The sequence below is a fragment of the Dysgonomonas hofstadii genome (assembly GCF_014196915.1).
GTDB classification, from domain to species: domain Bacteria; phylum Bacteroidota; class Bacteroidia; order Bacteroidales; family Dysgonomonadaceae; genus Dysgonomonas; species Dysgonomonas hofstadii.
In genome coordinates this window covers 320,992-346,150 of the sequence record NZ_JACIEP010000002.1, presented here as the reverse complement: position 1 = coordinate 346,150, position 25,159 = coordinate 320,992, and the positions used below count along the sequence as shown (strand labels likewise).

The window sequence follows — 25,159 nt, the reverse complement described above, 5'->3', positions numbered from 1 at the left end:
ATGCAAAGCCGATATATAGCAAAAGTTGATATAGCCCAGTTTTTTGCCGAACAGTTTCCCGGAAAGAAGTTCCCAGCCTTTGTTGTTAACCTTATCCGGAAGATACTCAGGGAAAAAGACATCAATACGCTGTTTATTAATGCACCGGGAAAGAAAAACCTCGACTTTATCGATTCCTGTATGGAACAGCTTCGTTTTTCATGCAATGTTGTGGGAAAGGAAAATCTTCCGGCTTTTTCTGCCGGAAAATTTATTTTCGTAAGCAATCATCCGCAAGGTGGGGCTGAGGCTATCTGTATGGCATATATACTTGGCCATCAGTACAATGGAAATATTAAGTTTTATGCAAATGAATTTCTCACCATTTTGGAACCTCTGAAAGAGATGTTCCTGCCGATATATAAACACCAACGTCAGAACAGGGATAATATTCACCGGATTAAGGAGTTCTATGAAACAGATTACCATCTTATCGTTTTCCCTGCCGGAGTGACGGCGTATAAGTCGAAAGGAAAGATTACAGACCATGAATGGCATAAGAATTTTATCAAAGAAGCAATTAACTATCAACGCGATGTTGTACCCTTATACTTTGAAGCCAGAAACTCAAATTTGTTTTATTGCATCGAGAATTTCCGAAAAAGGATTCGTTCGAAAGTTAATTTTGAAGTATTACTGTTTGCCAATGAATTTTTCAAACAAAGAGGCAACACGTTTACTCTGTATATAGGCAGACCCATACCCTGGCAAACATTCGGACAAGTAAAAAATCATAAGGAGTGGGCTGACCGGGTTCGCGAAGTGGTTTTTAACCTGCCGGAAAAAGGGTGAGCAGTTACGAAGTAACTTATCTTATCCTAACCTGAAAATTTGCACAATTCCATGGTAAAAAACAGGCGGTGTCTCAAAAAGTATGTTGGCACAATAAATTCTTTAGTTCATAATGCTTTCGTAACAGCTCTGTTATTATGTTTTTCTTCTTTCGCTAAATTTCTTTAAACAAACAAAAACACTATGAAAAAGATTTTATTTTGCGGACTGATACTATTGCTGTATGGTTTGGTTTTACAGGCACAAACTAGCGGAGTAATTTCGGGAATGGTGGCCGATGCAACCGAGAAACGGCCTTTGCCGGGAGCAACGCTCAAACTGGACAAGCATAACCGCTACACTATTTCTGACCAAAACGGACACTATGAATTTCTCAATGTACCTGCCGGAGACTATTCGATAGAAGTATCGTATTTGGGATACAAGACTGAAACCCGGCAGGCCAATGTGACACAGGGTGGAAACAGAGTTGTTGATATTGTTCTAGCCGAATCAATGTCATCTATTGGCGAGGTAGTGGTTATGGGGGACGGATTACGCGGGCAGGCAAAAGCGCTCAATACCCAGAAGACAAATGACAGGATAACCAATGTAATTTCTTCAGACCAAATCGGGCGTTTCCCTGATGCCAACATAGGCGATGCCCTCAAGCGTGTACCGGGAATTGCAACACAGGGCGACCAGGGAGAAGCGCGCAATATAGTGATACGTGGTCTGGCTCCGCAACTTAACTCAGTAACGTTGAACGGCAATCGTATTCCTTCGGCTGAAGGCGATAACCGGAATATACAAATGGACCTTATTCCTGCCGATATGGTTCAAACTATTGAGGTGAGCAAAACGCTTACTGCTGATATGGACGCCGATGCTATCGGCGGTTCGGTCAACCTGATTACCCGTGCAGCAACAGGTGGACAGCGAATCTCTGCAACTATACTGGGCGGGTATAACCCTATTCGCGAAAGTGCAACCTGGGGCGGATCATTGGTATATGCCAATCGTTTTTTCAAAAACAAACTCGGCGTTGTGGTAAGTGGTTCATACCAAAATAAGGATTATGGTTCTGACAATGTAGAAAGCGTATGGGCCGAAGATGATAACGGAGGTCTCTTTCTCGAAGCAATGGATATCAGACAGTACTATGTACAGCGAATCAGGCGTAGCATAGCTCTCAATACCGATTGGAAAATCAATTCGTCTAATACAATCGCTTTCGATGCAATATATAATTGGCGGGATGACCTGGAAAACCGCTATCGGCTCGGTTATGAAGTAGAACCGGAGTATGACGACAATGGAAAAGTGACCGGATACACCGGTGAAATAGTCCGTGAAGATAAAGCAGGTATCGGCAGTAGTGCCAAGCCCGGACGCCGCCTCGAAATACAGACCGTGCAGAGTTATGCGCTCAGCGGACAACACCTTATCTCTACAACATTTGATCTCAACTGGAATCTGAGCTATGCCAGAGGGGTTGAAAAGGCTTCAAACGAACGCTATATTACCTTTGCACAGGAAGATGTAAGTATCGTTCAGGATATAAGCAACCAAAAGCGCCCTTTTATCAGTTCGCCGGATCAGAATATCGCCGATTTCTCACTGGATGAACTTACCGAAAATAATGACCATACAGCCGAGAATGAGTTGGCAGCCCGTATCGATGCAAGGGTACCGCTTTCGGTAATTGACGACCAGAAAGGAAGGTTACGTTTCGGACTTCGGTCTCGATTCAAAGACAAGGACCGCAATAACAATTTTACCAAATATGAACCTATCGGCGATTTCCCAAGCCTGGCTGACCAGGCAGTAACATTTGATAAAGCACTGCAAATGGATTCACGTTACATTCCCGGTTCGTTTTTCGATCCTAAATATGTCGGCAAGCTCGATCTGAAGAATACCAGCCTGTTTGAGGCAGAAGATGCTCCCGATGAATATATGGCCGAAAACTACAAAGCCAAAGAGCGTATCCTGGCCGGTTATCTGCGTTGGGACCAGAACTTCTCTGAAGATTTGGTGATGATCCTTGGTATAAGGGCTGAACACACTTATATGGAGTACGAAGGCAACTTTATAGTAGATGAAGAATTCGAGGATGCTATCAGTAACAAGTTCGACAATAATTACCTGGATATTCTTCCAAGTCTTTCTCTCAAGTGGAATGCCCGTGAAAACCTTATTTTCCGTGCGGCATTTACCACATCGCTGGCACGTCCTAACTATTACGACCTCGTCCCGTTTGCCAATATCAACCGCGAAGACAGGGAAATAGAAGCCGGTAATTCATCCCTTAAACCTACTTACTCTTATAACTTCGACCTGATGGGCGAGTATTATTTCAAATCGGTGGGAATATTCTCCATTGGCGGTTTCTATAAAAGTATGAAGGATTTTACTTATTTTTATTCCGATGCCGAATATTCCAGAGATAAGTTCGCCCGCGACTTTCCAGGCATGAACAATCCTATAGGCGATGGCGAACGTTGGGAATTGCTCCGGCCTATGAATGGAGACAATGTAGATATCTTTGGTTTTGAGGTTGCTTTCCAGCGTAAACTCGACTTCTTCCATTCCCCATTCCTGAAAAACTTTGGTGTCTATCTGAACTATACTTACACCGATTCTAAAACGAAAGGTATCTACAACGAAGATGGAGAACAACGTACCGATGTCAAGCTGCCGGGAACAGCCCCGCACATGTTCAACGCATCGCTATCATGGGAGAACAACCGTCTGTCAGCACGTGTATCGCTCAACTATACAGGCAGCTACATTGACGAAGTGGGTGGCTCGGCTTTTGAAGACCTCTACTATGATCGCCAGCTCTTTCTCGATGCCAATGCTTCTTACCGGATTCTCCCGTATATGCGTATTTTTGCTGAGGCCAATAACCTGACTAACCAACCGCTCCGGTACTATCAAAGCGGTATCAGGAATCGTGTAGCGCAAATGGAATATTACAAACCGACTTATAACATAGGTCTTAAATTTGATTTTTAATATGAAAAGAATACTATTTTCAATGCTGATACTCATCCTGCTGGGCAGTTGCAGTAAGATTGGAGTAAAAAAAGAAGAAAACAACAGCAAATTATCCGAGCTTCCGGAGAATGCGCTCAACTTCATCGTAGCCAATGACCTTGGCCGCAATGGCCATTACTTGCAGAAACCTATTGCCAATGAAATGGGGTTGCTGGCCGAAAGGGTCGATATAGAATTTGTGGTTGCCGCCGGTGACATACACCATTATTTGGGAGTACAAAGCATAGATGACCCGCTGTGGATGACCAATTACGAACTCATCTATGAGCATCCCGAATTACAGGTGGAATGGCTTCCTATACTCGGTAACCACGAATACCAGGGTAACCCACAAGCCGTAATAGATTATTCTGCGGTTAGCCGCAGGTGGGTAATGCCTGCACGGTATTACACCCGTAAATACGAGGTGGAAGAAGGCGCATCTTTGCGACTTGTATTTATCGACACGGCTCCATTAATAGATAAATACCGCAATGACGAAGAATATTCCGATGCAGGCAAGCAGGATATGGATCGCCAACTGCAATGGGTTGACTCAGTACTGACTGCTTCGCAGGAAACATGGAAAATTGTGGTAGGACATCATCCCATCTATGCCGGAACGAATAAAGACGATGAGGAACGCATAGATATGCAGGCACGTCTCGACCCGATTCTGCGCCGTGGAGGAGTAGACTTTTATATATGCGGGCACATACACAATTTCCAGCATATCCGTATGGAGGGTAGCGATATAGATTATGTAGTCAATTCGTCCGGGTCATTGAGCCGTGAGGTTGTACCTATCGAAGGTATGCAGTTTAGCTCGGGAGAGGCTGGCTTTTCTGTAGTTTCTGTCACCCCTGACACACTAAAACTTATCATGCTCGATCAGAATGCGGTACCCCTGCATAGTATTCAGCGTGTAAAAAAATAAGCATGATTAATATCTATTATAATGGGGCTATCCTCGATATTGGACAAGCCCCTTTTTCTTCGGTCTGTAATTCTCAAAGAGATAAATTTACTTTTGAGACCTCTTTATGTTTTGTGCTAATTTATCGAGCTTTTAAATGCATTCCTTAATATATCAAAAGATGTGTCCAATTCTTTTTTGGAGATGGTAAGAGGAGGAGATAGTTGTATTATATTTCCTTTCGACACCTTAAAGCTCAGCCCATTATCCAAACATCGATATAGTATGGTTTCGGCCAGATCGGATGCAGGTTCTTTCGTCTTTCGGTCTTTTACTAACTCAATTCCCCACAGAGCACCAATTCCCCTGACATCTCCGATACTGGAGTACATGGATTGCAACGTATCTAAACGCTCCTTTATATAGGCTTGATCCTCTTGTACCTTCAATAATATATTATTCTGTTCAATATATTCTATCGTAGCCAAAGTAGCAACACAGCCTAAAGGAGATTTTTCATGCGTATAATGCCCCAGCGAGATGTCTTTAGCTATATTAAACGATTCGCGGACAACTATTCCGGCCATTGGAAATATTCCGCCTCCCATACCTTTTCCAATACAGATAATATCGGGTTCTATCCCAAAGTGCTCGAAAGCAAACATCTTGCCGCTTCTTCCGAAAGCGATTGGAATTTCATCCAGAATCAACAGGATATTATATTTATCACATATTTCGCGTACCCGTTTCCAATATGCCAATGATGGTATCTGTACATCAGTATTACGGATAGTTTCGATGATGAAAGCTCCAATATCTCCTTCTTTTTGCACAACGTATTCGAGATAATCAGCATATATAGAATCATTATCTGTTTCAAAAACACCTCTATAAAGCATCGGTGGGGGAATACGCTCCACTCCGGGAAATAAAGGCCCTATGCCTGCCCTAAACTGAGCCTCTCCTCCGACTGCAATAGCATCCATTGAGGCACCATGAAAAGCGTCCCACACCGAAACGACTTTATATTTTCCTGTTACGACACGGGCAAGCTTCAAAGCTATTCCTACTGCCAATGTCCCGGCAGGGGCAAACAATACCCTATTCAGGTCTGAAGGCATCAGGCTTGCAAGCTTTTCGGCACATTCGATTGCAGGTTCATTCGTAAAACGGCGGGGCGAAAATGGAAGCACATCCATCTGTGTTTTGATACGGTCAACAATATAAGGATTCTTGTGTCCTAACTGATGAACATTGTTGCCATGAAAGTCAATATATTTTTTCCCACTTTTGGCATATAAATATACACCCTCCGCCCTATCCAACACATCGAGGCATGGAGTAGAAAGTGACTGATGAAGATATTGGCTTTTGTCGCGTTCGAGAAAACGGGAGGCCTCTGTTTCCTGCAACTTATTTTGCCAGACTGTGTGTAGACGTGAAAGATTAACATCCCCTTCACTCCTTAAATCCTGTAACATATATTGTGGTTATAATGATGATATCGCTTCTATTAGTTTCTTCATATCGGTTGGATATATTTGGCCGATAGAGCCGATTCTGAATGTATCCGTCCCCGATATTTTTCCGGGATAAATAACGAATCCCTGTTCTTTCAGTTTTGTATAAAAATCTTTGAATGAGAAATTTTCATCCGGATATTCAAATGAAGATATAATTGGCGACTGTATATCTTCCGGTAATAAGATATTGTATCCTAACGATTTCATTCCCTGAGCCAATATCTGTTGATTTTCCTTATATCTTTTATATCTGCTTTCTATCCCTCCTTCGGCGTCAAGCTCATCCAGAGCCTGCTTAAAAGCTCTTACGGTATGGGTTGGAGAAGTAAATCGCCATTTTCCATTGCCATCTTCCATTGTTTTCCATTGAGCATATATATCCAGTGACAAACTTTTTGAGTTTCCCTTACATCTTTCCAATTCGCTATGTCTGGCTATAATAAAGGCAAATCCGGGAACACCTTCTATGCATTTGTTTGCACTGCTTATCATATAATCAATACCCAGACTACCTATATCGAACGGTATTCCTCCAAAACTGCTCATGGCATCTACAATAAGCGTTTTATTGTGTTTTTTCGCGATCAGGCACAAGTCTTCCAATGGATTCAATATACCCGAAGTAGTTTCGCAATGAACAAACGCCACATGTGTAATATCGTTCATCTTTTGCAGAGAAGAATCTAACTCAGATAATGATAGAGGTTCTGCCTCTCCAAATGCCAATACTTCATAATTTAGTTTTGCATATTGGCAAATAGTTATCATCCGGTCGCCATATGTACCATTCGTGAGTATTAACACTTTGTCTTTTTGCGACATGGAACAGGTTATTGTAGCTTCAACAGCATACGTTCCGCTACCCTGTAACAAGACGGATGTATAGTCTGCTGTATGTTTTGTGGCTAAAGCAACCAGGCGATCCCTGATATTTTGTACTATTGATATATTATAGTCGTCGTCCCATGTACAGTAATCCACCATCATTTTCTCTTTTACTGTTGGCGAGGTAGTCAGGGGGCCGGGTGTTAATAATATATATGGTTTCATTATTTTATATTCGTATTAATTTGTTCTATAACTTGGGGAAGTTCTGTTATTGAATCAATTACATAATGTGCCCCTGTGGCTGACATTTCGGATCTGACTATATTCATTTTCTCAGTTAACACGGTTTCGGGCATTTCATTTGCCTCATATTCAGATATACCAAGCATACTGCTTCCCATCACAACACCCACTGTCCATACTTTAGCATTTATTCCTTCACGGATATCTTCGACTGTATCACCAACTTTGACCACACAATCCGGATTTTGAATATTCAAATCAATCATGTTCCTGAAAATCATAAATGGTGCGGGGCGTCCCATTGGTAAATCATCCGGTGTAACACAATTGTCAACCACATACCCCTTCATACCTGCGGCAGGCTCTACAATATCCATCATCTTGCGTGTGTAACCGGTTGTAGAACCAATTTTGATATTCTTAATCCGGAGAGTATTTAATGTGTCTACAACGTAAGGTATGGGATCAGTATATTCAGACAACGTAGAAAAAAGATATTTCTCAAAGAATTGATTCAGTTTTACAACATCTGATTCCACCCAATCCCTATCGTATAAGGCCTTGAATTCGCTATTGACCCGGCTCATCCGAAGCAATTGCCTTATATGTTCTATTTTAGCCATTCCCATAGGGATACGGACTTCGTCCGTTGTGACTTTAATATTAAAATCCCGGAATGCTTTTACAAAAGCGTCTACAGGTGCGAAACATCCAAAATCGATGGCTGTACCTGCCCAATCCATAACAACGCATTCTATTTGTTTTTCTTTTGACATTATTTTATATTTTTACAAGGGTTAAACTTCTTTGTTTATTATACAGCACTTTTAAAGCAATTGTAATAGATAAAATACAGATCAAACTAATTCCTATCGACAGGGAATTATAATATTGCAGCCAATTAATTTCAAATCCTAAAACCGACTTTCCAAGTAAGAAAACACAGGAAAACAAATACCCAAGAAAATCGGCTAAATAGATAAAGAAACCGACATTGCCTGCAATCCTGAAACAAGCAATAAAACGATCGAAGAATATAGTCTGAAATGCCAGGTATGCCGTATAGATACCTATACTCTGCAAAAACAACCAGGTAACCGGGGTGGTGCTTAATTGATTAAAAAATAAAGAAGTAAACAGGACAAACAGGGAACCGGTCATCATCAACAACAGCAATATATTCAGGGATTTTGCATTATCTTTAATTAAAATCATCGCACCAAATACTACCAAGAGAATGATCGTTATAACGGAATCTACCTGCACAAACAAAAAAGAGGTAAGATTTATGCTCGTATGCCTTAGAATATCTACTAAAAAATCTTCCTTTATATCACGCAGCACAGTATACAGGACATTGACAATAAGAAATGGTATCAGCAATGTACTATACTTCTTCAACAATGACATCCGTTGCTTTCCTCCGAGCGGGATACGTTCCGTGCGATTTGCTTTATCTTCATCCGTCGGGTCGGGCAAGCGATCCAGAAAACAGGCTATCGTAACCAATAGCGGGAAAGTAACCGCCCCTATAACTGCCGGCATCCAGAAAGGGCTTACATCCATATCAAGGACAAAAAGCCCAAGCGATTTTGCCGCTCCCGAACTAACGACCATACTTACGCCCAAAAAACTGGCTAAAATATCGGTCAGCTTCCGCCCTTCGAGATAGGAGAACAGGAAACCCCACATACAACCCAACGACAATCCATTGAAGAACAGGCAAAAAAAGTTGAACGGATATGAGATAGCCCCAAATAAGACCAAAGACAGTTCGGCACAGGCTGCCGATATGACAATTACGGGCAGGCGGTGATTGCGCTTGAGTTCCGAGACGAATTTGATACCAAGAAATTTCGCCAACAGGTAACCCGATATCTGGCTTATACTGATAACCACTTTATAGTCCAGACTAAAAAGTTCCAGTCCGTCGAAAGTAGAAGCAGTAAATGCTTTCCGTAATGTATAAACCAGAAAATAAGCAAATAATGACCCGCCTCCGGCCCAGATAATGAACAGAATATCGGATGGTTGCTTTTGCGCCTTAACTCCCATTATCTCAAGAATAATTTATTAGCCGGGATAATTTGTTTCGGAATGCCGGGGCCTCTGTACAGAGTCTCTATCCAAAAGCCTCCACCAACATTGATGAATCCTACGCGGATATGATGTCTCCCCTTTGTGAGTTTTACCGTGCCCTGCTTTTCTATCACCCCATGATCACCATCGTTATTTACAACCAATTGGTCATTTACATATAACAGGCTGCCATCATCCGATTGGAGATAAAAGGTGTATTCTCCGTCCTGATCAATCTCAAGAAGAGACTCGAATTGTAATCCTAATGAACTCTTTCCTTCCGGCATTAAAGACTTAATATACTCACGGTCGAGACTTATTTCCGGACTTTTCCATGTCTTATCGGGACTCAGGGGACGAAAATCAGGTACACTGTTCCACTCTTTGCCTTCAAAGTAGCTGACATTCACGCCATTTGCCTCATTACTGCTTACAATACGGAAGTAAGCCTCCGATATAAAACTTTCAGTATCGTTCTTTCCGAAAGATTTGGCTTTCACTACAGTTGTTTTGTTTAGAGTGAACGGCGCTGTATATAATTTCGATTCTTGTGTTGGATCGGTGCCATCCGTCGTATAATAAATCTTATCGGAAGAATCGTTTCCTTCTATCTTAACTATTGCCGTTTTATCTACATACAAACCTCCCTGCTGAGCTGCAGATGCTCGTCCTCCATTAATTTTAGGCGGATTTGCAAATCGTATCAAAGGTAAAGGATCAATGGGGGAGTCGTTACCTTCGAATGCACATCGGATAGCTTTTCCGCGCCATGCATAAGGCTCTTTCAGACCCAAAGCATAAGTGATGGTAGGCGCTACATCAAACATATATACCTCGGTAGGAATAGAATAATTTTGTTTTATCCCTTTTCCTCTTAAAATAAAAGGAACTGTTATTTCCTCCTGGGTTGTACCTCCGTGTCCCAATCCAATACCACCATGATCCGAAACAATCATAATCATTGTCTTATTCTCTATACCGGCTTCTTTCACTGCATCAACAATGATACCGACCAATGAATCGGTTCTGCCGATACAATCCATATAGCCTTGCGACATGTGCCCGTCGTGGTGTCCGGCCGCATCCACATCATCGAATTGTGAAAATAAAAACATCGGTTTCTTTTCTTTTATATACGCGGCCATAGCTAAAGCTGTTTCCTCCTGAGTGGGATAAGTCTTATCGACGGAAGCCAAGCCCTTCTCAAAAAGGTCGCCAAAACCACTCCAATGATATATCATCCCCAGTTCGGCATCTGCACGCTGCGCCCTGATTACACTCAATACTGTAGGAAAAAATCCCTGTTTATCTACTACCACAGCCTTGAGGCTATGGTCATTTATCCGCCAATCGTTGTTCGTTACCCCGTGTATCTCGGTTCCGGCTCCCATCAGCATAGATCCCCAGTTGGCAGCGCTGGATGACGGTTGTACTGTCCTGACATGTTCACATAAAGCTCCGTTGCGAATAAGTTTGTCCATATTCGGTGTTGAGGCTTTTTTTAATCCTTCTACACTCAAGGCATCAATACCTATTACAATTACATGTTCAATACCTGTTGCAGGTTGCTGGGCTACAGCGTTTAGCTGAAACAGGATCGCTATTATCAAAAATATCTTTTTCATCATCATTTATTATTTATCTATCCAAATACGGGTAGTCAGATTATCGGCACCTTGTCGGCCAACAGCCTCTTTATAGTTTTTGTTATTATAATTTTGTTCGAATTGAGGATACGGGATGCGGCGAGGCCATTCATTTATAGCACTGCTGCTGTTATATCCGCCGGGAGGCGTTGTCGATATTTGATGGGGGATACCGGTTCTTCGCCATTCACTCCAACCCTCGAAGCCGCAGAAAAAGAGCGCAATCCATTTCTGGGTATATATTTTTTCGAGCTTTTGGGCTTGTGTCCCGGTATAGGCCACTGCCGGTTGTGTCATATAGTCATTCTGCGGCAAAATATTGCTGCTTGCAGGATAGGTGAAATATGAAGGCACGCGGCTCGCCCAATATTCGAAACTGGCATTGATGCCTTCCCTGTAATAAGTTTCGGCATTGCCTGTCGAAATCAGCCCTCTTTCCCGCGCTTCGGCTAAATGCAACTGTATCTCACTGTAGGTTAAGATAATGGTTTGAGCCGCTGTTGGCGAAGCAATAGCAGGGTCGATAGACCGGGGAAGAAAAATGTTGCTCAAGGTTGAATTATCATTCGTACCTCCATTGAAGTTAATCTCATCGGCTGTGTTCAGACAGTTAGGCACGCCTGCAAACTGAGGGTTGCCTTGTACCACACTGTTTTTTGTAGGGCTGGCATAGGCATGTATCCTGTTGTCGTTCAATGCTTCGAGATTAGCCGCTAAAGTGGTTGCCATAAAACGGCTGTTGTTAAAATCGGCCGGCGTATTGGTGTAAGATGGTGCATAATTGCCCTCCTCGTTCAGAAAAGTAAAAACAGCATTGTCGGCATTGCTTTCGAATAACGGGTATTTTGCCGGATTAGATACCATCTCCTGTAGAAGTTGCGCTACATTTATTTTCAGTCCGGATTTATCAGATATTCTCATCAGGAGGCGTATGCGAAGACCGTTTGCAAACTTCTGCCATTTGACCGCATCCCCATCGAACAGGATATCTTTGGATATGTTCTCCGCCGAATTTTTACCAAGAAGCGTATTGGCCTCATCGAGTTTCGCTATCAGATCGTAATAGATATCTTCCTGCTTGTCATATACCGGATATTTATTCCCTTCGGTTTTGTTTTTCAGGGCTTGCGAATAAGGAAAGTCCCCGTACATATCAGTCATTACCTGAAACATCCACGACTTTAATGTAATTCCTATTCCCAGCATGTGGGGATTTGCTTCCGCGTCGGACGCATCGATTATATTTTGTACATCGCGCAGGCAACCGAAATAATACCGTTCTGTATCTGTAGCATTGAATGCGCTGGCAAACATGCTTGTGAACGTATCTTCCAAATAATCGCAAACGATTGTCCCTCTCGACAAAGTGTTGCTGAAATATGACCTCGATGCGCTATTGATAATGGAAGGCAGTAATAGTTCTACCTGTTTAATTTCTTCGGGGCTGTTTGGATTTGTATTTATGTCTTCGAAATCATTTGTACAAGACTGTATAAATAGAAAGCCCAAAATGATTGAAATGAATTTATATATCTTTTTCATACGGAAATTTGTTTTTAAATATTGTACAAAAGAGCCTGTTTAGAAACTCAGATTTAACTGTATCCCTATACTTTTGGAAGTTGGGATACTCAGATTTTCGAAACCTAAAACAAGGCCGTTTCCTGTGTTAGCCATTGCATTCTCCGGATCTATATGTTTGTTTTTCCCGTCAGTGAACAAAAGGAGATCTCTTCCGAACAGGTAGATGCCAGCATTTTTCAGGTGTACTTTTTGCAGCATTTTTTGTGGAAACTGGTATCCGAACTTAAGTTCCCTGAGTTTTACAAACGATGCATCCAGTTTTTGTGCTTCGGAATTGTGGTCATAGTAATTTTTGTGAAAACCACGGGCATCAGTGCCATATACGCCCTGACTGTAGGTTCCATCATGTATCGTCAGGTTAGGGGTATATGTTCCATCGGGTAGCTGAGCAGCACCCTCAAGGTAATAAGGGTCGTCGTACTCCGTACCTATCTGGCGGGCGCCACGCCCTGTTTCGGTTTCTACCAATTGCCCTGAGCCAATTCCCTTGTTGAGTGTGCGGGATACAAATACTCCGCCCTGACGGATATCGAACAGGCAGCTAAGAGAAAATCCTTTGAATGAGAAACTGTTATATATACCGGCCGTCCAATCAGGATTTACATTTCCTAACAGGATAGGATCTTCGGTCATCACCGGCAACCCATTCGCCCCGATGATAATTTCACCTTTCATAGGGCCTTCTTTGACACGTTCAAATCCAGGTCCGTATAGCTGACCTAACCGTTCTCCAACCTTAGCCACCATTTTTGCATCCTCGCCGGGAGCAGATACAACGAGCTCATCCAAGCCTTCAGCCAACTCTAAGACTTTTCCTCTATTTGTTGCAAAATTTACATTTACATTCCATTCAAATCCATTAGACAGTTTAATGGGAGTAGCACCCAGTACCAGTTCAAATCCTGTATTTCGGAGTTTTCCGGCATTGATAACCTGGCTTCCGTATCCTGATGTCGGAGTCGATTGCAGGTTAAGAATCTGGTCTTTCGAATCGGATTGGTACCAACTAAGATCGACGCTCAACCGATTATTAAACATCATTAGTTCGAGACCACCCTCTATTGTGGTAATAAGTTCAGGCTTTAAGTTTTTGTTTTTTAACGCGCTTTCTTCCGAAATAAGCGCATAATTTCCGTAAAATCCGCCATAGGAATAAGTCGTACGCAGATTGTAAGGGTCGGTATCATTACCTACCTGTGCATAGCCTCCCCTTATTTTCAGCATGTCTATATATGATGGCAGGTTAGCCACTTCATTTATCAACACACTTGCTGTAATGGCGGGATAGAAATAGGAATTTTTATCCTCAGGTAAGGTACTGGACCAGTCATTTCGTCCCGACAGGTCTAAAAACACTGTTCTTTTATAATCTAACAGAACGTTTCCATACACGCTATTGATACGTTTATGATATCCATATGCCGACACAGAAGGACGTTCTTTAGAGTTGCCCAAAGAATAAAGACCCGGAATAATCAGGCTATTCGCCGTATTTATGGATGTCCTTTGTTTACGATCCATTTGGTTGGCTCCCAAATTGGCAATGAGGCTGATGTCCTTATTTATGGTAGTGTTATAGGTTAAGAGCCCGTCAAAGTTATTTTCCTGAAAAGTAATTTTCGTTTCTTGATAAAAACCTTCCGGATAGTCTGCCGTACTTACAGCCATTTTACGAGGTCGAAAATCGCTGTAAAAATCTGTACCACCCCGAAGCATGAACTTCAGTTTATCATTTAGCTTTACGTCAAATTTCAGATTACCAAAAAATTTATCCTTATTTTGCTCCGAAGTATTTTCATACTGATAGAAATACGGGTTATTGTGATTTTCCCCATAGTTCCCCTGAAACTGATGTATCCCTTCCATGCCGGTAGTCCAGTAGTTCTTATAACTATTTATATTGTTACTTTGAGGTAACCAAATGAAGAAATACATTGGCGTTTCGCGGCCATAACCTAAATCGGGGCGATTGGTACTTTTGGTTTTAATATAATTACCCACGAATGAGGCGTCAACCCACTTGTTGATTTCGTAAGTTGAGTTTATATTGAAAGTATTGCGTGTCATTTTATTATTAGGAGTCAATCCTTCCTGATTATGATTGGTATAAGATGCCCTGAAGCTTCCTTTGTCATTGGCATTACTAATAGCTACATTGTGCACACGGGTATATCCCGAATCGAAAAAGTCTTTTAGATTATCGGGATGGGCTACCCATGGTGTCGCGATGGGGTTACCGCGATCCTGCAAATATACGTCGCCTGCCCTATACCCATTGTCGGTAGGTGAATCGAACTGTACACGGGGTTTGCCATCGAAACGAGGCCCCCAGCTTTCATCGTAACTGTCGTTTACACCATCGGGATACAAGCCTCCATTGCTATATCCAAAGTTGCTGCCTTCATATACGCCATTGTTTCCCTGCCCAAACAGACGTTGCAACTGAGGAAGCCTCAGGGGTGTTTCCCTTGAGAATGACCCGCTGTATGATATCCCCAGCCCTTTCTGGTTCTTTCCGGATTTGGTTGTAATCATTATTACTCCGTTGGCGGCTCTGGAACCATAGAGAGCGGATGCGGCAGCGCCTTTGAGCACGCTTATCGATTCCACGTCATCCGGATTGAATTCAGCAGAACTGTTGCCATAGTCGGCATTACTATGGTTCTGCACGGCATCATTCCCGACAGGTATCCCGTCTATTACATAGAGCGGCTGGTTTGCCTGATAATTTAATGACGACTCACCCCTGATAACAACACGGCTATGTCCTCCCACCGTAGAGTTCGTATTCACGGTAACGCCTGCAACTTTCCCGGAAAGGGCTGATGAAAAATTAGACACATGACCATCCATATCACTTCCCTTTATGTCCTGGACTGCATATCCCAATGCTTTTTTCTCTCTCGATATTCCTAATGCAGTCACAACCACTTCGTCGAGCAACTGTTGATTTTCCTGTAAGGATACATTAATTAATGTCCTGTTATTTACCTTTAGCTCCTGAGATAAGGCTCCCAGATAAGAATATACTAAGGTTTTGTCAGGCGAAGATATTGCCAATTCATACTCGCCATTTTCATTCGTCAGAGTAGCATTGCTTGTCCCTTTTTCCAGAATAGTGGCGCCAAGAAGGATCTCTCCATTCTGATCAGTAACAACACCTCTAACTTTAAATGTATTCTGAGCAAATACACTAAAAAACATGAACAGAAAACATATAAGTACTACATTTTTTTTAAATAAATTTTCCATATAATCATCTTTTGTATGTTAGTTTGGCTCAAAATTATGTGAGCAAAACCATTCCGTCTATGAATTTATAATGAATAATTTATTAAAATACAGGGGGTTTTATTACTTAATATTTATGCAATAAACAGGAAGAAAATATAGCAATTTCGTAAAATATAATTAACAAGCATATAATATCTTCATGCCTGATAAACCAACGACTCCATGTTTTTTGATTTGCTAAAAGAAGTATATAAACAGATAAATGATTTGCGGCAGAAAGGCATAAAGATGAAGGATATCGCCAATCATATTGATATGCCTTCCAGTGTTGTTTCGGCGATATATTCTACTGTTCTGCCCGCATACCTGAATAATCTTGAGAAATTAGGAAAAAATGAAGCGTTAGATTATGCCATATCCCAGGTAAACAATGTGTCAAAGAAAAGGCTATTGGCATCCATTACAGACATACACACCCGGCTATCATCTTTCATCCCTCATATCAGCACTCCAGGCAAAGGCACATTTATCAATTCTCTTGATAAATTCTCAAAAAAATCTGATGATATAGCACTAAGTTATTTAGGATCTTATGATAGTTACAGCCTGTCATCGGCCCGGGATGCCCTGAAGAAAGAACCTTTTATTTTAGAAAATGGCGAAATGGGGCAAATAAATGTTGTCAGGAAAAATGCATACAATTCATTAAATTCGGGAATTGCCATCGTAATACATGGGTATAGTATGTATATCATGCTCAATGAATCAGATGAGTCTCAACTGGCATTGGTAACTATTTATCTTCAATTGCCGTTTTATGAAAATGTTAAATTCCTGAGGGGAATGTATATGACATTAGATTATAATAGAAATCCGATAGCTCGTCGAATCCTTTTTGTGAAAAATGAATCCCCGATCGATATAGAAAGTCTGACAGGGAGAATAATAGAGAAGGATGAGATTGATAATCATCTTAAAGTATATTATGATTATGTATCAGGTTCATCAGATGTAATCAAAATGTGCTCTATTCCTTTTCCTCAGTTTAACCAAGACGATTTAATCACTGAGAAAAAAATTTTGTTGTCAATAAAATAATGTAATGGCTCTTTGCAAATATTTTCATTAGCAAAAAGGCAATTCATTTACACTATACATCATCAGAAAGCTTGCTTGTCAGCAAACTTATAATAACAAGAAAGCCCACTAAAAGTGGGCTAACTAAGCTAAATACCAAAATTTGATCTACCTAACCAATATAACAGGTAGCTATAACCAAACAAATTCTTCTATTCTGTTTACTAATCTCCGGATTCAGCTATTTTAGCCAGTAGGTCCGGATAATCTGCTATAATTCCGTTTCCTCCTGAGTTTTGAGTTTTATCAGATTCCAGAGTCATATCAATGTTCATAAAACTTATTGCAGCTAAGGCCACATTATCCGGTTGCTTGCTTCTATTATTACTGTGGATATAAGCCTCAACCGGAACTTTAACTTCTTTACAGGCTTCCAGGCTATCTATGCCGGCCATCGGTATCGAAACAGTGAAACCATCAATCTTATTTTCCGCATTGCGATTAAATACTATACTGCCACCATATTGAGGCAAGGCAAAAGTTTCTCCCTCAACATATTTCAGATCGCATTCTCCTACCGAGGCTGTAATATTCAGAACCGTATCATTTACGATTGAGATAACGGCGTCCTCAGCAAGGCTACCTTCCGGAAAGACATAGTGTCCCGTATAATCTTGCAAATCTGCTTTAACCTGAGCGTTCATTACCAGTAATGAAGCCAATAATGTAATAAGTAAAAAGACTTTTTTCATTGCTGTATTATAATTTTAGAATCCTACTTTAATCTGCACCCCGTATTGACTGGGGCTACCTCCTATAAATGTTGGCATACCTATAGTATTTCCGCTGTTTCCGGCATCAATAATGTATTTCTTATCAAAAGCATTCTTACCATAGGTACTGATTTCACAATACATCTTATTCATTTTAAATCCAATTCCGGCTGTATAATTAAATAGTCCGTAACCTTTTTGGCTTAATAACTCTGTATTGTCATCCTCAAAATATACCTTCGATTTATAAGAATATGCGGGACGTATAAATATGGTTTGTCCGCCTTTCAATGGGATATTCGCATCCACACCTAGAGAAAAGGTCTGTTTGGGGGTAAGCCGGAATCTATTTCCTGCATATTCCTGAGGATTTCCGTCTTCATCTTCATCATTAAATTTGCCATCAATATACGCGAAATTTGCAAACGCACTCAACTGAGACATAAAATGGTATCTCAAGCCTGTTTCGATGCCGAAACTATGAGCTTTACCCGCATCATTAGCCTGATATTGAGGAGTGAGGCTGCCTTCGATCGTCTTTAACGAAGTGGTCTGGAAATGATTCCAGTCATAATAAAACATGGTAAAATCATAGTTAAGCCTGCCTTTGAGCACATTCCCTTTTATTCCGGTTTCGTAACTCCAGATAATTTCAGGTTGAAGATAAGTTGTTTCAGAAGGTAACACGCTAACGACGCCCGGACGCCTGCCCCGCGATACACTTGCATAAATATTGTTCCGGTTAAACATATAGTTTAATGCCAAACGCCCTACATAAGAGAAATAGTCTTTTGACGCTGAAATTTTTCCATTCGAAACAGGGTTCAACAAATTAGGAGATTGATTCATCAACTGTCCGAATATACTTGGCTGTGCTGAACCAACCGATTCGTATGATCCTTTCTGATGTTCGTAACTTAATCTGATACCACCGGTAATTCCCAGTCGGGAAGTAATTTTATATGTACCGTCGGCAAAGAACTCTGCCGCGTTATTCACACCTGTATTTTTAGACGTCTCTTCATGGTAAGCATTTATAGGATGATTGGAGAGTAAATCAATGGTTCCGATCAGTTGCTGCTGTGTCTCTACAGGTAATTGCGCGAATATTTGCTCCAGTTTCAGAGGCATACCCATCTGAGCGCTGAATACCTGCTCTAATGTAGTTCTGATGTCGGGAATATTACTTACATAATTCGGTTTGCCATCTGTTAGTGCTGGAGTAGAAGGGAATAACATATCGGCAATCCCGGCAACCTGCTCTTCAGACAAAAATCCCGTTGCCGCAAACTGGTCGGTCAGCATTTTTTTCAATACAGGAGAAATATAGGCCGGATATAAACTTTGCTCATTAATACGCATCGGTACTTCCTGGGAATTGTTTTCGTAAAAATAACTCGCTCCGACAAAACCTGAAAAATTATCCTTATTGTCATAATTAAAGCGGAACTCCTGACTTAGCTGTGTCCCTTTCGCTTTTTCCGAAACCCAAAGAATGGGAGCTGCGGTACCATCCGCATCGAACGATTCATCTGAGTCGAATGCGCGAAATCCGGATATAGAAGAGAATTTCCAGTTTGGATTAATTGTATGATCAATTAAAAAGCCGGCTCCTCCAACATTTCTCTTTATATAAAGGTTTTTACCTTGTTCCAGGTCAGCCATTGTATTCGGGGCTGTATTTCCTCCGGCTGGGGCATATTGTCCGTTTTTGAAAGAAGTTCCGGGGTAATTGTCACGTTGATAGTCTAAAATAAGATCGGCAATTGTATTTTCCCCACCAAAAAACCGCGTAGAATTCCTGATTGCCCAGGTATTTTTACCATTCAGATCACCACCCGAAAGATTCTTGATAAAACCATCCCTGTCTTCATAGTTGAATGAAAAGCGGTTTAATAATTTGTCTTTTACTATAGGAGTATTTATAAATCCGGAAGCTAACTTCTGATTATGAGATCCATATCCAAGAGTGACCTCTGCGCCCAAAGTATTTACAGGTTTATGACGCACGATGTGTAATGCCCCTATCTCCGCACCACGCCCAAAGAGTGTTCCCTGAGGGCCTTTAACTACTTCTATCCGTTCCAGGTCGAACAACTCTACTGCAGACCCGCGAGACCGGGATATAGATATACCGTCCTGAAAAACAGAAACCCTGGGCTGAGACCGGGAATCACCATCGTCTGACGTTACCCCGCGGATCACATAACCCGGATTGTTAGGACTCTGCAATTGCATCTGCATACCCGGGATATACTCCGACAATTCATCCAATTGCCTAATGTTCAAAGCCGTCAGGTTTTCTCCTGACAATGCGCTTACCGCGGCCGGGACTTCGATATTGCTTTGGCTCCTTTTTTGGGTAGTTACAACCACTTCATTCAGTAGTTGTGTATCTTCCTGTAAAGTCACCTGCATACTTTCGTTGGCCTGCATCTCTTTTGTAATATAGCCTAATAACGAAAAAACAAGGATATTCTGTCTTTTTACATCCGAAAGGGTGAACAACCCTTCCTGATCACTATTAATTCCGGTTCTGGTACCTTTCACTATAACACTGACCCCGGCCAAGCTCTCTCCTTTATCATCGGTTATTTTTCCGGATATTCTGTTCTGTTGCGCACATAGTGTTATATTGAAACAAGTAATAAGTAGTAAAATGAATACTAAACGGATAAGTTTCATAGCAAGTTTTAATTTGTTTATATGCTTTTCTATATATTTCAAAGCAACATAAATACAATTACCAGAAGGTGACTTGACTATTACAATTTTGCTAATATTTTAAATGCAGTATTATATGACACTTAAAAGTCAGGTTACAATATAAAAATAAGCGACTAATCCCTAGCCGCTTATTCCGAATTAAGTAGTGTTTTTTTATTTAGGAAGTTCCTTTATCTTATATGTACTGTTTTGAGTAAATACCCGTCCAAACATATCAGTTGCCCGAACTTCTATGCGATGCTCTCCTATGGGGAGGTTACTTGGTATACTGGCACGCCACAAATGGCGGCATATCTGCGCATTCGAAGGTCTTCTTACAGGTTTTACTTCGTCTAAATAATCCCAGTCCTGCATATAACGATAGTAGGCAGGATCGTAATCATCTATTTTTGTCATTTTTGTCCATGTCCCATCATCGACACGGTATTCTACATTATCATTATCTGATCCCATAAAGAAATTGGCATATATCCCCGATGTGATCCATCGTCCTTTATAAGGTACAACTTTGGGGTTATATATGGATATCTGGTAATCGTCCGGCTGTCCGGCTACTTTATAGTCCAATGTATATTTATCGCCTTTTATATTTATAATTGCATACCCCTGGGGTGTCCCGTCACGCATTGTAGATGTCGGCAAGCCTTTAGCATTGAGTACTCCTGAATACCAGTCACCACAGGAGGTTCCCACATTATATTCGTGAATCGGTTTCTCCCTGTCCAACCCATCTTCTTTTCCTATAAAATTATGGGACTGAATGTGTGTATGGGCGGATAATACTAATACATTCGGATAGCTATTTAACAACGAATACAGTTGTTGCCTGTCTGTTTCCCTGAAAGCATCTTTGTCTTGCCTATCAAACAAAGGAATATGCATACTGATTATAATGAGCTGATCCGGCTGTACAAATTTAAGATCGTTTTCTACAAATTTCAATTGATCTTCTCTCAATCCGCCAAGATATCCTTTGCCTGTGACAGGGTTAGGATAAAGTATATCATCCAGTACAATATAATGCACTTTCCCATAATTGAAAGAATAGTTTGCCGGACCAAAATTAGATTCGAATGTCTCGTCAGAAAATATATCTTCTTTGGCATCATAATTCATATCGTGATTACCAATGACATTATACCAAGGTAATCCCATTTGTTTAATAGCCTCTTTGTATAACAAATGTAGATTCAGATTATCTCCTACAAGGTCACCTAACGTAATGCCGAAGCTTAGACCGCTTCTTTCTTTTGCCTCATTTACAATACCTTTGATAAAATATTCTACTTCCTGCTCAGAGTAAACCTGTGAGTCCCCAAAGATGAATGACGAATAAACCTCCGGTTCATTGTATCTGATAAGGCCAAAGTCTATCGATTTTGGTAATTCGCCTGTCGGCTCTACTCCTTTATAAAAAAAGGATGAGGGTGACCCTTTGGGTTTATGTATATAATAAAATTGGAGGAAGTTATACTCATTTACAGGAATTTTATATCCGGTTGGTTTTATTACAAAGATGATATTATCATCACCTACAGGCAAAGTATATTTACCTTCGGAATCTGTCAATACAACATCCGTTCCGTTCGATACGGCAACATCGGCGATCCCCTTTTCCTTTTTCTCTTTTTGTCCGTTGTTATTTATGTCTTCAAATACATAGCCTTTGGCTAGTTGCTGTGCCGACAAATTAAATAAACTTGTCAGTAAGAACGTAATGAGTAATAGTTTTTTCATAAAAACAGATTATTTTGTCTTTTGCTAATTTATATAGTAATTGCTTCAAACAATTCTTTATCAGACATGATTATAATGATTGGGTAATATTTCCCGGGAGCAAAGATATTTTTTAGATGTTACGACAGTATTAATAAATCGAAAATTATAAATAAATATACATTGAAATATCAAGATTATACCATCGGGTATTTCATATTCATTTTATAGACCTTTTATTTAGTAAAACCTGAATATGGGCCAAATTTCTGTTTCAATTTCAAATCATTGCGGTCTGAGTCCAGTATATAAATATAATACTCTCCGTTTTCCTTAACTCTCAGAAGGATATGCCCATCGGTAGATTTATACGCCTTTTCTACTAAATCTCCAATAAAATTCCTATTTACATCAAGTATATTAGTGGCAAATAAATCCCTGTCGTCCGGGTATATACCTTTTGATGTCAGGCGTATGAGTGTCTTGTGTGCAGGCTGGTCACTCGACCAAACCGACTGCATCCATACCCTCGGCCTCAATGTCCCGATAAATGTTGAATTCAGCACATCTCTTCCGGCATGATGATTAGCCACTGCAACATCGACTCTTCCAATTAAAGGGGCAATCGCACTTTCTACATTATAACTTTGTGGATCACCAACACCTCCAATTCCAGTTATATCACCTCCTATAAACATACTGAATTTACCATAGTTGATGCGCAATGCGCAGCTGACATTGTTTTCAGAAGCTTTGTAAGAAGCGGTATCGCTATAAAGAGGTTCTATTTCTTTGTTGGCTGTATATCCATTTGCATATAGATTCCGTATTTTGAATCCGGAGAATCCAGACTTAGGAACAAACTGTGTATCTGACCCGACATCGAACTTTTCTATTACAAGCCCCGATTCTTTTTTGTGATAATCAAGAAACTCTTTGTAATTAATAAATGTTTGATATTCTTTCTTGTTCGCCCCATTAGCCAAATGGTATTCCAAATTGTATGGCTGATTATAGTCAGGGTATCCCCTGTCGACAATCTTGCGAATAGGAATATTATCACCAACACCGGTTATTCCCGAGAGTAAATAGCCGCCTTCGCAAGATTTAGCCGAACCATCATAAACTAATCCGTAATGATCGTCGTGAAAATGTGTGATCAAGGAATAATCTAATACAGGCTTTTCTCCTTTTGGTGTTAATATCCGGATGTAATGAGAAATCCATTGGTATGCAAAACGAGAAGCATTTGGTTTTGCTGTTGTATTTCTAGGCGACCATGTACGAGGATCTTCGAGATCCAGCTCTCCGGCATCAATAAGCATTCGTGTGCCATCCGGCATGGTAATAAGCATGGCATCACCACGCCCTGTATTTATCATCAATGCATCAAAATCGCCTTTTTGCCATTGAGGATATGATTCATGTAATTGTTGAGCTTGTATATACAAGCTCAACAAAACAGTCAATAATATTATAATCGCTTTTTTCATCAGTATATCCAAAGTTTATTTAATATTCTGTCGGAGGTATATCCCTGCGCTTTTATTGCATTATCCCAATTATTTTTATTTACTGTTTGTTCCGATTGAGGATACAACATTTTGTAGGGTACGGTTGCCGTTACTTGTCCCATACCACAAGATATTTGAGGATAGCCTGTCCGGTGATAATGAAATAAAGGTTCAAAATCGTTTTGATGATAAAACAAGATATAACGCTGTTCATATATCTGTTGCAATGCCTTTGTCGGATTATATTTAGCCACCCCGTTTATATAATCAGTTATATCAGACTCACCTATATCATAGAATTCCATAGAAGCTCTCATTGCTGCATTATAATATGTCCCGGCATTGCCGCTAATCCAGCCCCTGGTAATAGCTTCTGCAATAGCAAGCATTATCTCCGAGTGGGAGAGAGCCAGAGATGGCTTTCCTACCTGAAACGTCGTATAATTTATTTGATTAATACGGCTGAAATCTCCTGATTCTGCATCCGAATTAATATCTTCCGACTTTTGAGTTGCGTCAATCCCATCATAAGCTGAAAAATCTGTATCCGCTTTCCCTTGCTGCTTCGCGTTGTTCGAAGGCATTGCATAATAGAATAAACGTGGGTCTTGTAAGTTTTTCATCAAATCGCAAATTGTTTTTCCCATATATCGCTTGTTACGAGTGTCCAAATGCTCGTATAATGGATATCTGGTACCATCTCCGTCCAGATAGTTCAACTTCAATTCATCTGATCTATCTGTAAACACAGGGTATTCGGACGGGTTGGAAATGATTGCCGAAAACTTTTGCGTTACTTGTATGTCACTATCGTCTTTTTTATTGCTAAGCATTATTAGTATACGGAGTTTATATGAATTTGCCGCTTTACGCCATTTCGTTATGTCTCCATTATAAATTATATCTCCTTTCAGTATCAACTGTTCATTTTTAAGAATCTGATTTGCTTGTTCCAATTCATCCAGAATACCTATCATTACATCTTTCTGTGAATCATATACAGGAGTAAAACGATCCGCAACAGTGTTATCCTGCCCTTTCAAAGCCTGAGAATAAGGGATATCCCCATAAAAACAGGTAAGAAAGTAAAAGTTGTGAGCCCTAAGTATATGAGATACGGCAATATATGCTTCCTGCGATTCGTTTCTTTCAGCAGTTTCTTTCATTTTCTGGACATCACGGAGAATATTATATTCGTCCCAGCTGCCATAAGAAAAATTATATGTCTGCCAGTCTTGTGCATCCGAAACTGCGGTTATCTGGCGCATTGCCAAAGCCGGTTGCCAAGGGTATCTATTCTTAAATGACTGAAACAGGACATTCGGTAAGATTGATTCAGGCTCTACCTCTATAGGCCTGTTTGGATCAAGATTGTATTTGTCTATCTCGCACGATGAGAATAGTAAACATACGATAATTACTGAGAATATATTTATTAGCTTCATTG

Annotated in this window: 16 protein-coding genes; 4 read left to right on the top strand and 12 right to left on the bottom strand. The window is 40.7% G+C overall.

Features of this window, described 5'->3' with window-relative positions:
* From GGR21_RS03445 to GGR21_RS03435, 3 genes are all read left to right on the top strand, one after another.
* Positions 1–831 carry a 1-acyl-sn-glycerol-3-phosphate acyltransferase gene (locus tag GGR21_RS03445; protein WP_183305775.1) on the top strand — a complete coding sequence of 277 codons (831 nt, stop codon included), beginning with the start codon at positions 1–3 and terminating at the stop codon, positions 829–831.
* A gap of 183 nt (positions 832–1,014) precedes the next feature.
* The gene (locus tag GGR21_RS03440; RefSeq protein ID WP_183305774.1) at positions 1,015–3,831 is read left to right on the top strand and encodes a TonB-dependent receptor; all 2,817 of its coding nucleotides are present in this window, start codon (positions 1,015–1,017) and stop codon (positions 3,829–3,831) included.
* Between the two features lies 1 nt (position 3,832).
* Positions 3,833–4,789 carry a metallophosphoesterase gene (locus tag GGR21_RS03435; protein WP_183305773.1) on the top strand — a complete coding sequence of 319 codons (957 nt, stop codon included), beginning with the start codon at positions 3,833–3,835 and terminating at the stop codon, positions 4,787–4,789.
* Positions 4,790–4,905: 116 nt separating this feature from the next.
* Here GGR21_RS03435 and GGR21_RS03430 read toward each other — a convergent pair whose 3' ends face one another.
* From GGR21_RS03430 to GGR21_RS03400, 7 genes are read right to left on the bottom strand one after another with little or no spacing between them, the layout of a single operon-like run.
* Positions 4,906–6,249: an aspartate aminotransferase family protein gene (locus tag GGR21_RS03430; protein ID WP_183305772.1), complete on the bottom strand. Its 1,344-nt coding sequence runs from the start codon at positions 6,247–6,249 to the stop codon at positions 4,906–4,908.
* A gap of 9 nt (positions 6,250–6,258) precedes the next feature.
* A complete protein-coding gene (gene phnW / locus GGR21_RS03425) occupies positions 6,259–7,341 on the bottom strand; it encodes a 2-aminoethylphosphonate--pyruvate transaminase (protein ID WP_183305771.1) in 1,083 nt (360 codons plus the stop codon).
* Positions 7,341–8,138: a phosphonoacetaldehyde hydrolase gene (gene phnX / locus GGR21_RS03420; protein WP_183305770.1), complete on the bottom strand. Its 798-nt coding sequence runs from the start codon at positions 8,136–8,138 to the stop codon at positions 7,341–7,343. The genes phnW and phnX overlap by 1 nt, the downstream gene beginning before the upstream one ends.
* Before the next feature lie 4 nt (positions 8,139–8,142).
* On the bottom strand, positions 8,143–9,417 hold the full coding sequence (locus GGR21_RS03415) for a DUF5690 family protein (RefSeq protein WP_183305769.1): 1,275 nt from the start codon (positions 9,415–9,417) through the stop codon (positions 8,143–8,145).
* Positions 9,417–11,066 carry an alkaline phosphatase family protein gene (locus GGR21_RS03410; RefSeq protein ID WP_183305768.1) on the bottom strand — a complete coding sequence of 550 codons (1,650 nt, stop codon included), beginning with the start codon at positions 11,064–11,066 and terminating at the stop codon, positions 9,417–9,419. The genes GGR21_RS03415 and GGR21_RS03410 overlap by 1 nt, the downstream gene beginning before the upstream one ends.
* A 9-nt stretch (positions 11,067–11,075) precedes the next feature.
* A complete protein-coding gene (locus GGR21_RS03405) occupies positions 11,076–12,629 on the bottom strand; it encodes a SusD/RagB family nutrient-binding outer membrane lipoprotein (protein WP_183305767.1) in 1,554 nt (517 codons plus the stop codon).
* Between the two features lie 39 nt (positions 12,630–12,668).
* Positions 12,669–15,923, bottom strand: coding sequence for a SusC/RagA family TonB-linked outer membrane protein (locus tag GGR21_RS03400; protein WP_183305766.1), 3,255 nt, complete (start codon positions 15,921–15,923; stop codon positions 12,669–12,671).
* A 204-nt stretch (positions 15,924–16,127) separates the two neighbouring features.
* Between GGR21_RS03400 and GGR21_RS03395 the strand changes: the two genes are divergently transcribed.
* Entirely contained in the window at positions 16,128–17,003 is an 876-nt protein-coding gene (locus GGR21_RS03395) for a hypothetical protein (RefSeq protein ID WP_183305765.1), read from the top strand.
* A 203-nt stretch (positions 17,004–17,206) separates the two neighbouring features.
* Here GGR21_RS03395 and GGR21_RS03390 read toward each other — a convergent pair whose 3' ends face one another.
* The 5 genes from GGR21_RS03390 to GGR21_RS03370 form a co-directional block, all read right to left on the bottom strand.
* A complete protein-coding gene (locus GGR21_RS03390) occupies positions 17,207–17,734 on the bottom strand; it encodes a hypothetical protein (protein WP_183305764.1) in 528 nt (175 codons plus the stop codon).
* 15 nt (positions 17,735–17,749) lie between these two features.
* The gene (locus GGR21_RS03385; RefSeq protein ID WP_183305763.1) at positions 17,750–20,440 is read right to left on the bottom strand and encodes a TonB-dependent receptor; all 2,691 of its coding nucleotides are present in this window, start codon (positions 20,438–20,440) and stop codon (positions 17,750–17,752) included.
* A 195-nt stretch (positions 20,441–20,635) separates the two neighbouring features.
* Positions 20,636–22,219 carry a calcineurin-like phosphoesterase C-terminal domain-containing protein gene (locus tag GGR21_RS03380; RefSeq protein ID WP_183305762.1) on the bottom strand — a complete coding sequence of 528 codons (1,584 nt, stop codon included), beginning with the start codon at positions 22,217–22,219 and terminating at the stop codon, positions 20,636–20,638.
* Positions 22,220–22,434: 215 nt separating this feature from the next.
* Positions 22,435–23,691, bottom strand: a complete 1,257-nt coding sequence (locus GGR21_RS03375) for a ComEC/Rec2 family competence protein (RefSeq protein ID WP_183305761.1) — start codon at positions 23,689–23,691, stop codon at positions 22,435–22,437.
* Complete coding sequence (locus GGR21_RS03370) at positions 23,691–25,157, bottom strand: SusD/RagB family nutrient-binding outer membrane lipoprotein (RefSeq protein ID WP_183305760.1); 1,467 nt, start codon at positions 25,155–25,157, stop codon at positions 23,691–23,693. Before GGR21_RS03370 ends, GGR21_RS03375 begins: the two co-directional genes overlap by 1 nt.
* Positions 25,158–25,159: the final 2 nt, after the last annotated feature.

What these genes read in the sequence shown, in the direction of transcription:
- GGR21_RS03445 (WP_183305775.1), top strand. Translation starts at nt 1, where the DNA reads ATGCAAAGCCGATATATAGCAAAAGTTGATATAGCCCAGTTTTTTGCC.
- GGR21_RS03440 (WP_183305774.1), top strand. Translation starts at nt 1,015, where the DNA reads ATGAAAAAGATTTTATTTTGCGGACTGATACTATTGCTGTATGGTTTG.
- GGR21_RS03435 (WP_183305773.1), top strand. Translation starts at nt 3,833, where the DNA reads ATGAAAAGAATACTATTTTCAATGCTGATACTCATCCTGCTGGGCAGT.
- GGR21_RS03430 (WP_183305772.1), bottom strand. Translation starts at nt 6,249, where the DNA reads ATGTTACAGGATTTAAGGAGTGAAGGGGATGTTAATCTTTCACGTCTA.
- phnW (WP_183305771.1), bottom strand. Translation starts at nt 7,341, where the DNA reads ATGAAACCATATATATTATTAACACCCGGCCCCCTGACTACCTCGCCA.
- phnX (WP_183305770.1), bottom strand. Translation starts at nt 8,138, where the DNA reads ATGTCAAAAGAAAAACAAATAGAATGCGTTGTTATGGATTGGGCAGGT.
- GGR21_RS03415 (WP_183305769.1), bottom strand. Translation starts at nt 9,417, where the DNA reads ATGGGAGTTAAGGCGCAAAAGCAACCATCCGATATTCTGTTCATTATC.
- GGR21_RS03410 (WP_183305768.1), bottom strand. Translation starts at nt 11,066, where the DNA reads ATGAAAAAGATATTTTTGATAATAGCGATCCTGTTTCAGCTAAACGCT.
- GGR21_RS03405 (WP_183305767.1), bottom strand. Translation starts at nt 12,629, where the DNA reads ATGAAAAAGATATATAAATTCATTTCAATCATTTTGGGCTTTCTATTT.
- GGR21_RS03400 (WP_183305766.1), bottom strand. Translation starts at nt 15,923, where the DNA reads ATGGAAAATTTATTTAAAAAAAATGTAGTACTTATATGTTTTCTGTTC.
- GGR21_RS03395 (WP_183305765.1), top strand. Translation starts at nt 16,128, where the DNA reads ATGTTTTTTGATTTGCTAAAAGAAGTATATAAACAGATAAATGATTTG.
- GGR21_RS03390 (WP_183305764.1), bottom strand. Translation starts at nt 17,734, where the DNA reads ATGAAAAAAGTCTTTTTACTTATTACATTATTGGCTTCATTACTGGTA.
- GGR21_RS03385 (WP_183305763.1), bottom strand. Translation starts at nt 20,440, where the DNA reads ATGAAACTTATCCGTTTAGTATTCATTTTACTACTTATTACTTGTTTC.
- GGR21_RS03380 (WP_183305762.1), bottom strand. Translation starts at nt 22,219, where the DNA reads ATGAAAAAACTATTACTCATTACGTTCTTACTGACAAGTTTATTTAAT.
- GGR21_RS03375 (WP_183305761.1), bottom strand. Translation starts at nt 23,691, where the DNA reads ATGAAAAAAGCGATTATAATATTATTGACTGTTTTGTTGAGCTTGTAT.
- GGR21_RS03370 (WP_183305760.1), bottom strand. Translation starts at nt 25,157, where the DNA reads ATGAAGCTAATAAATATATTCTCAGTAATTATCGTATGTTTACTATTC.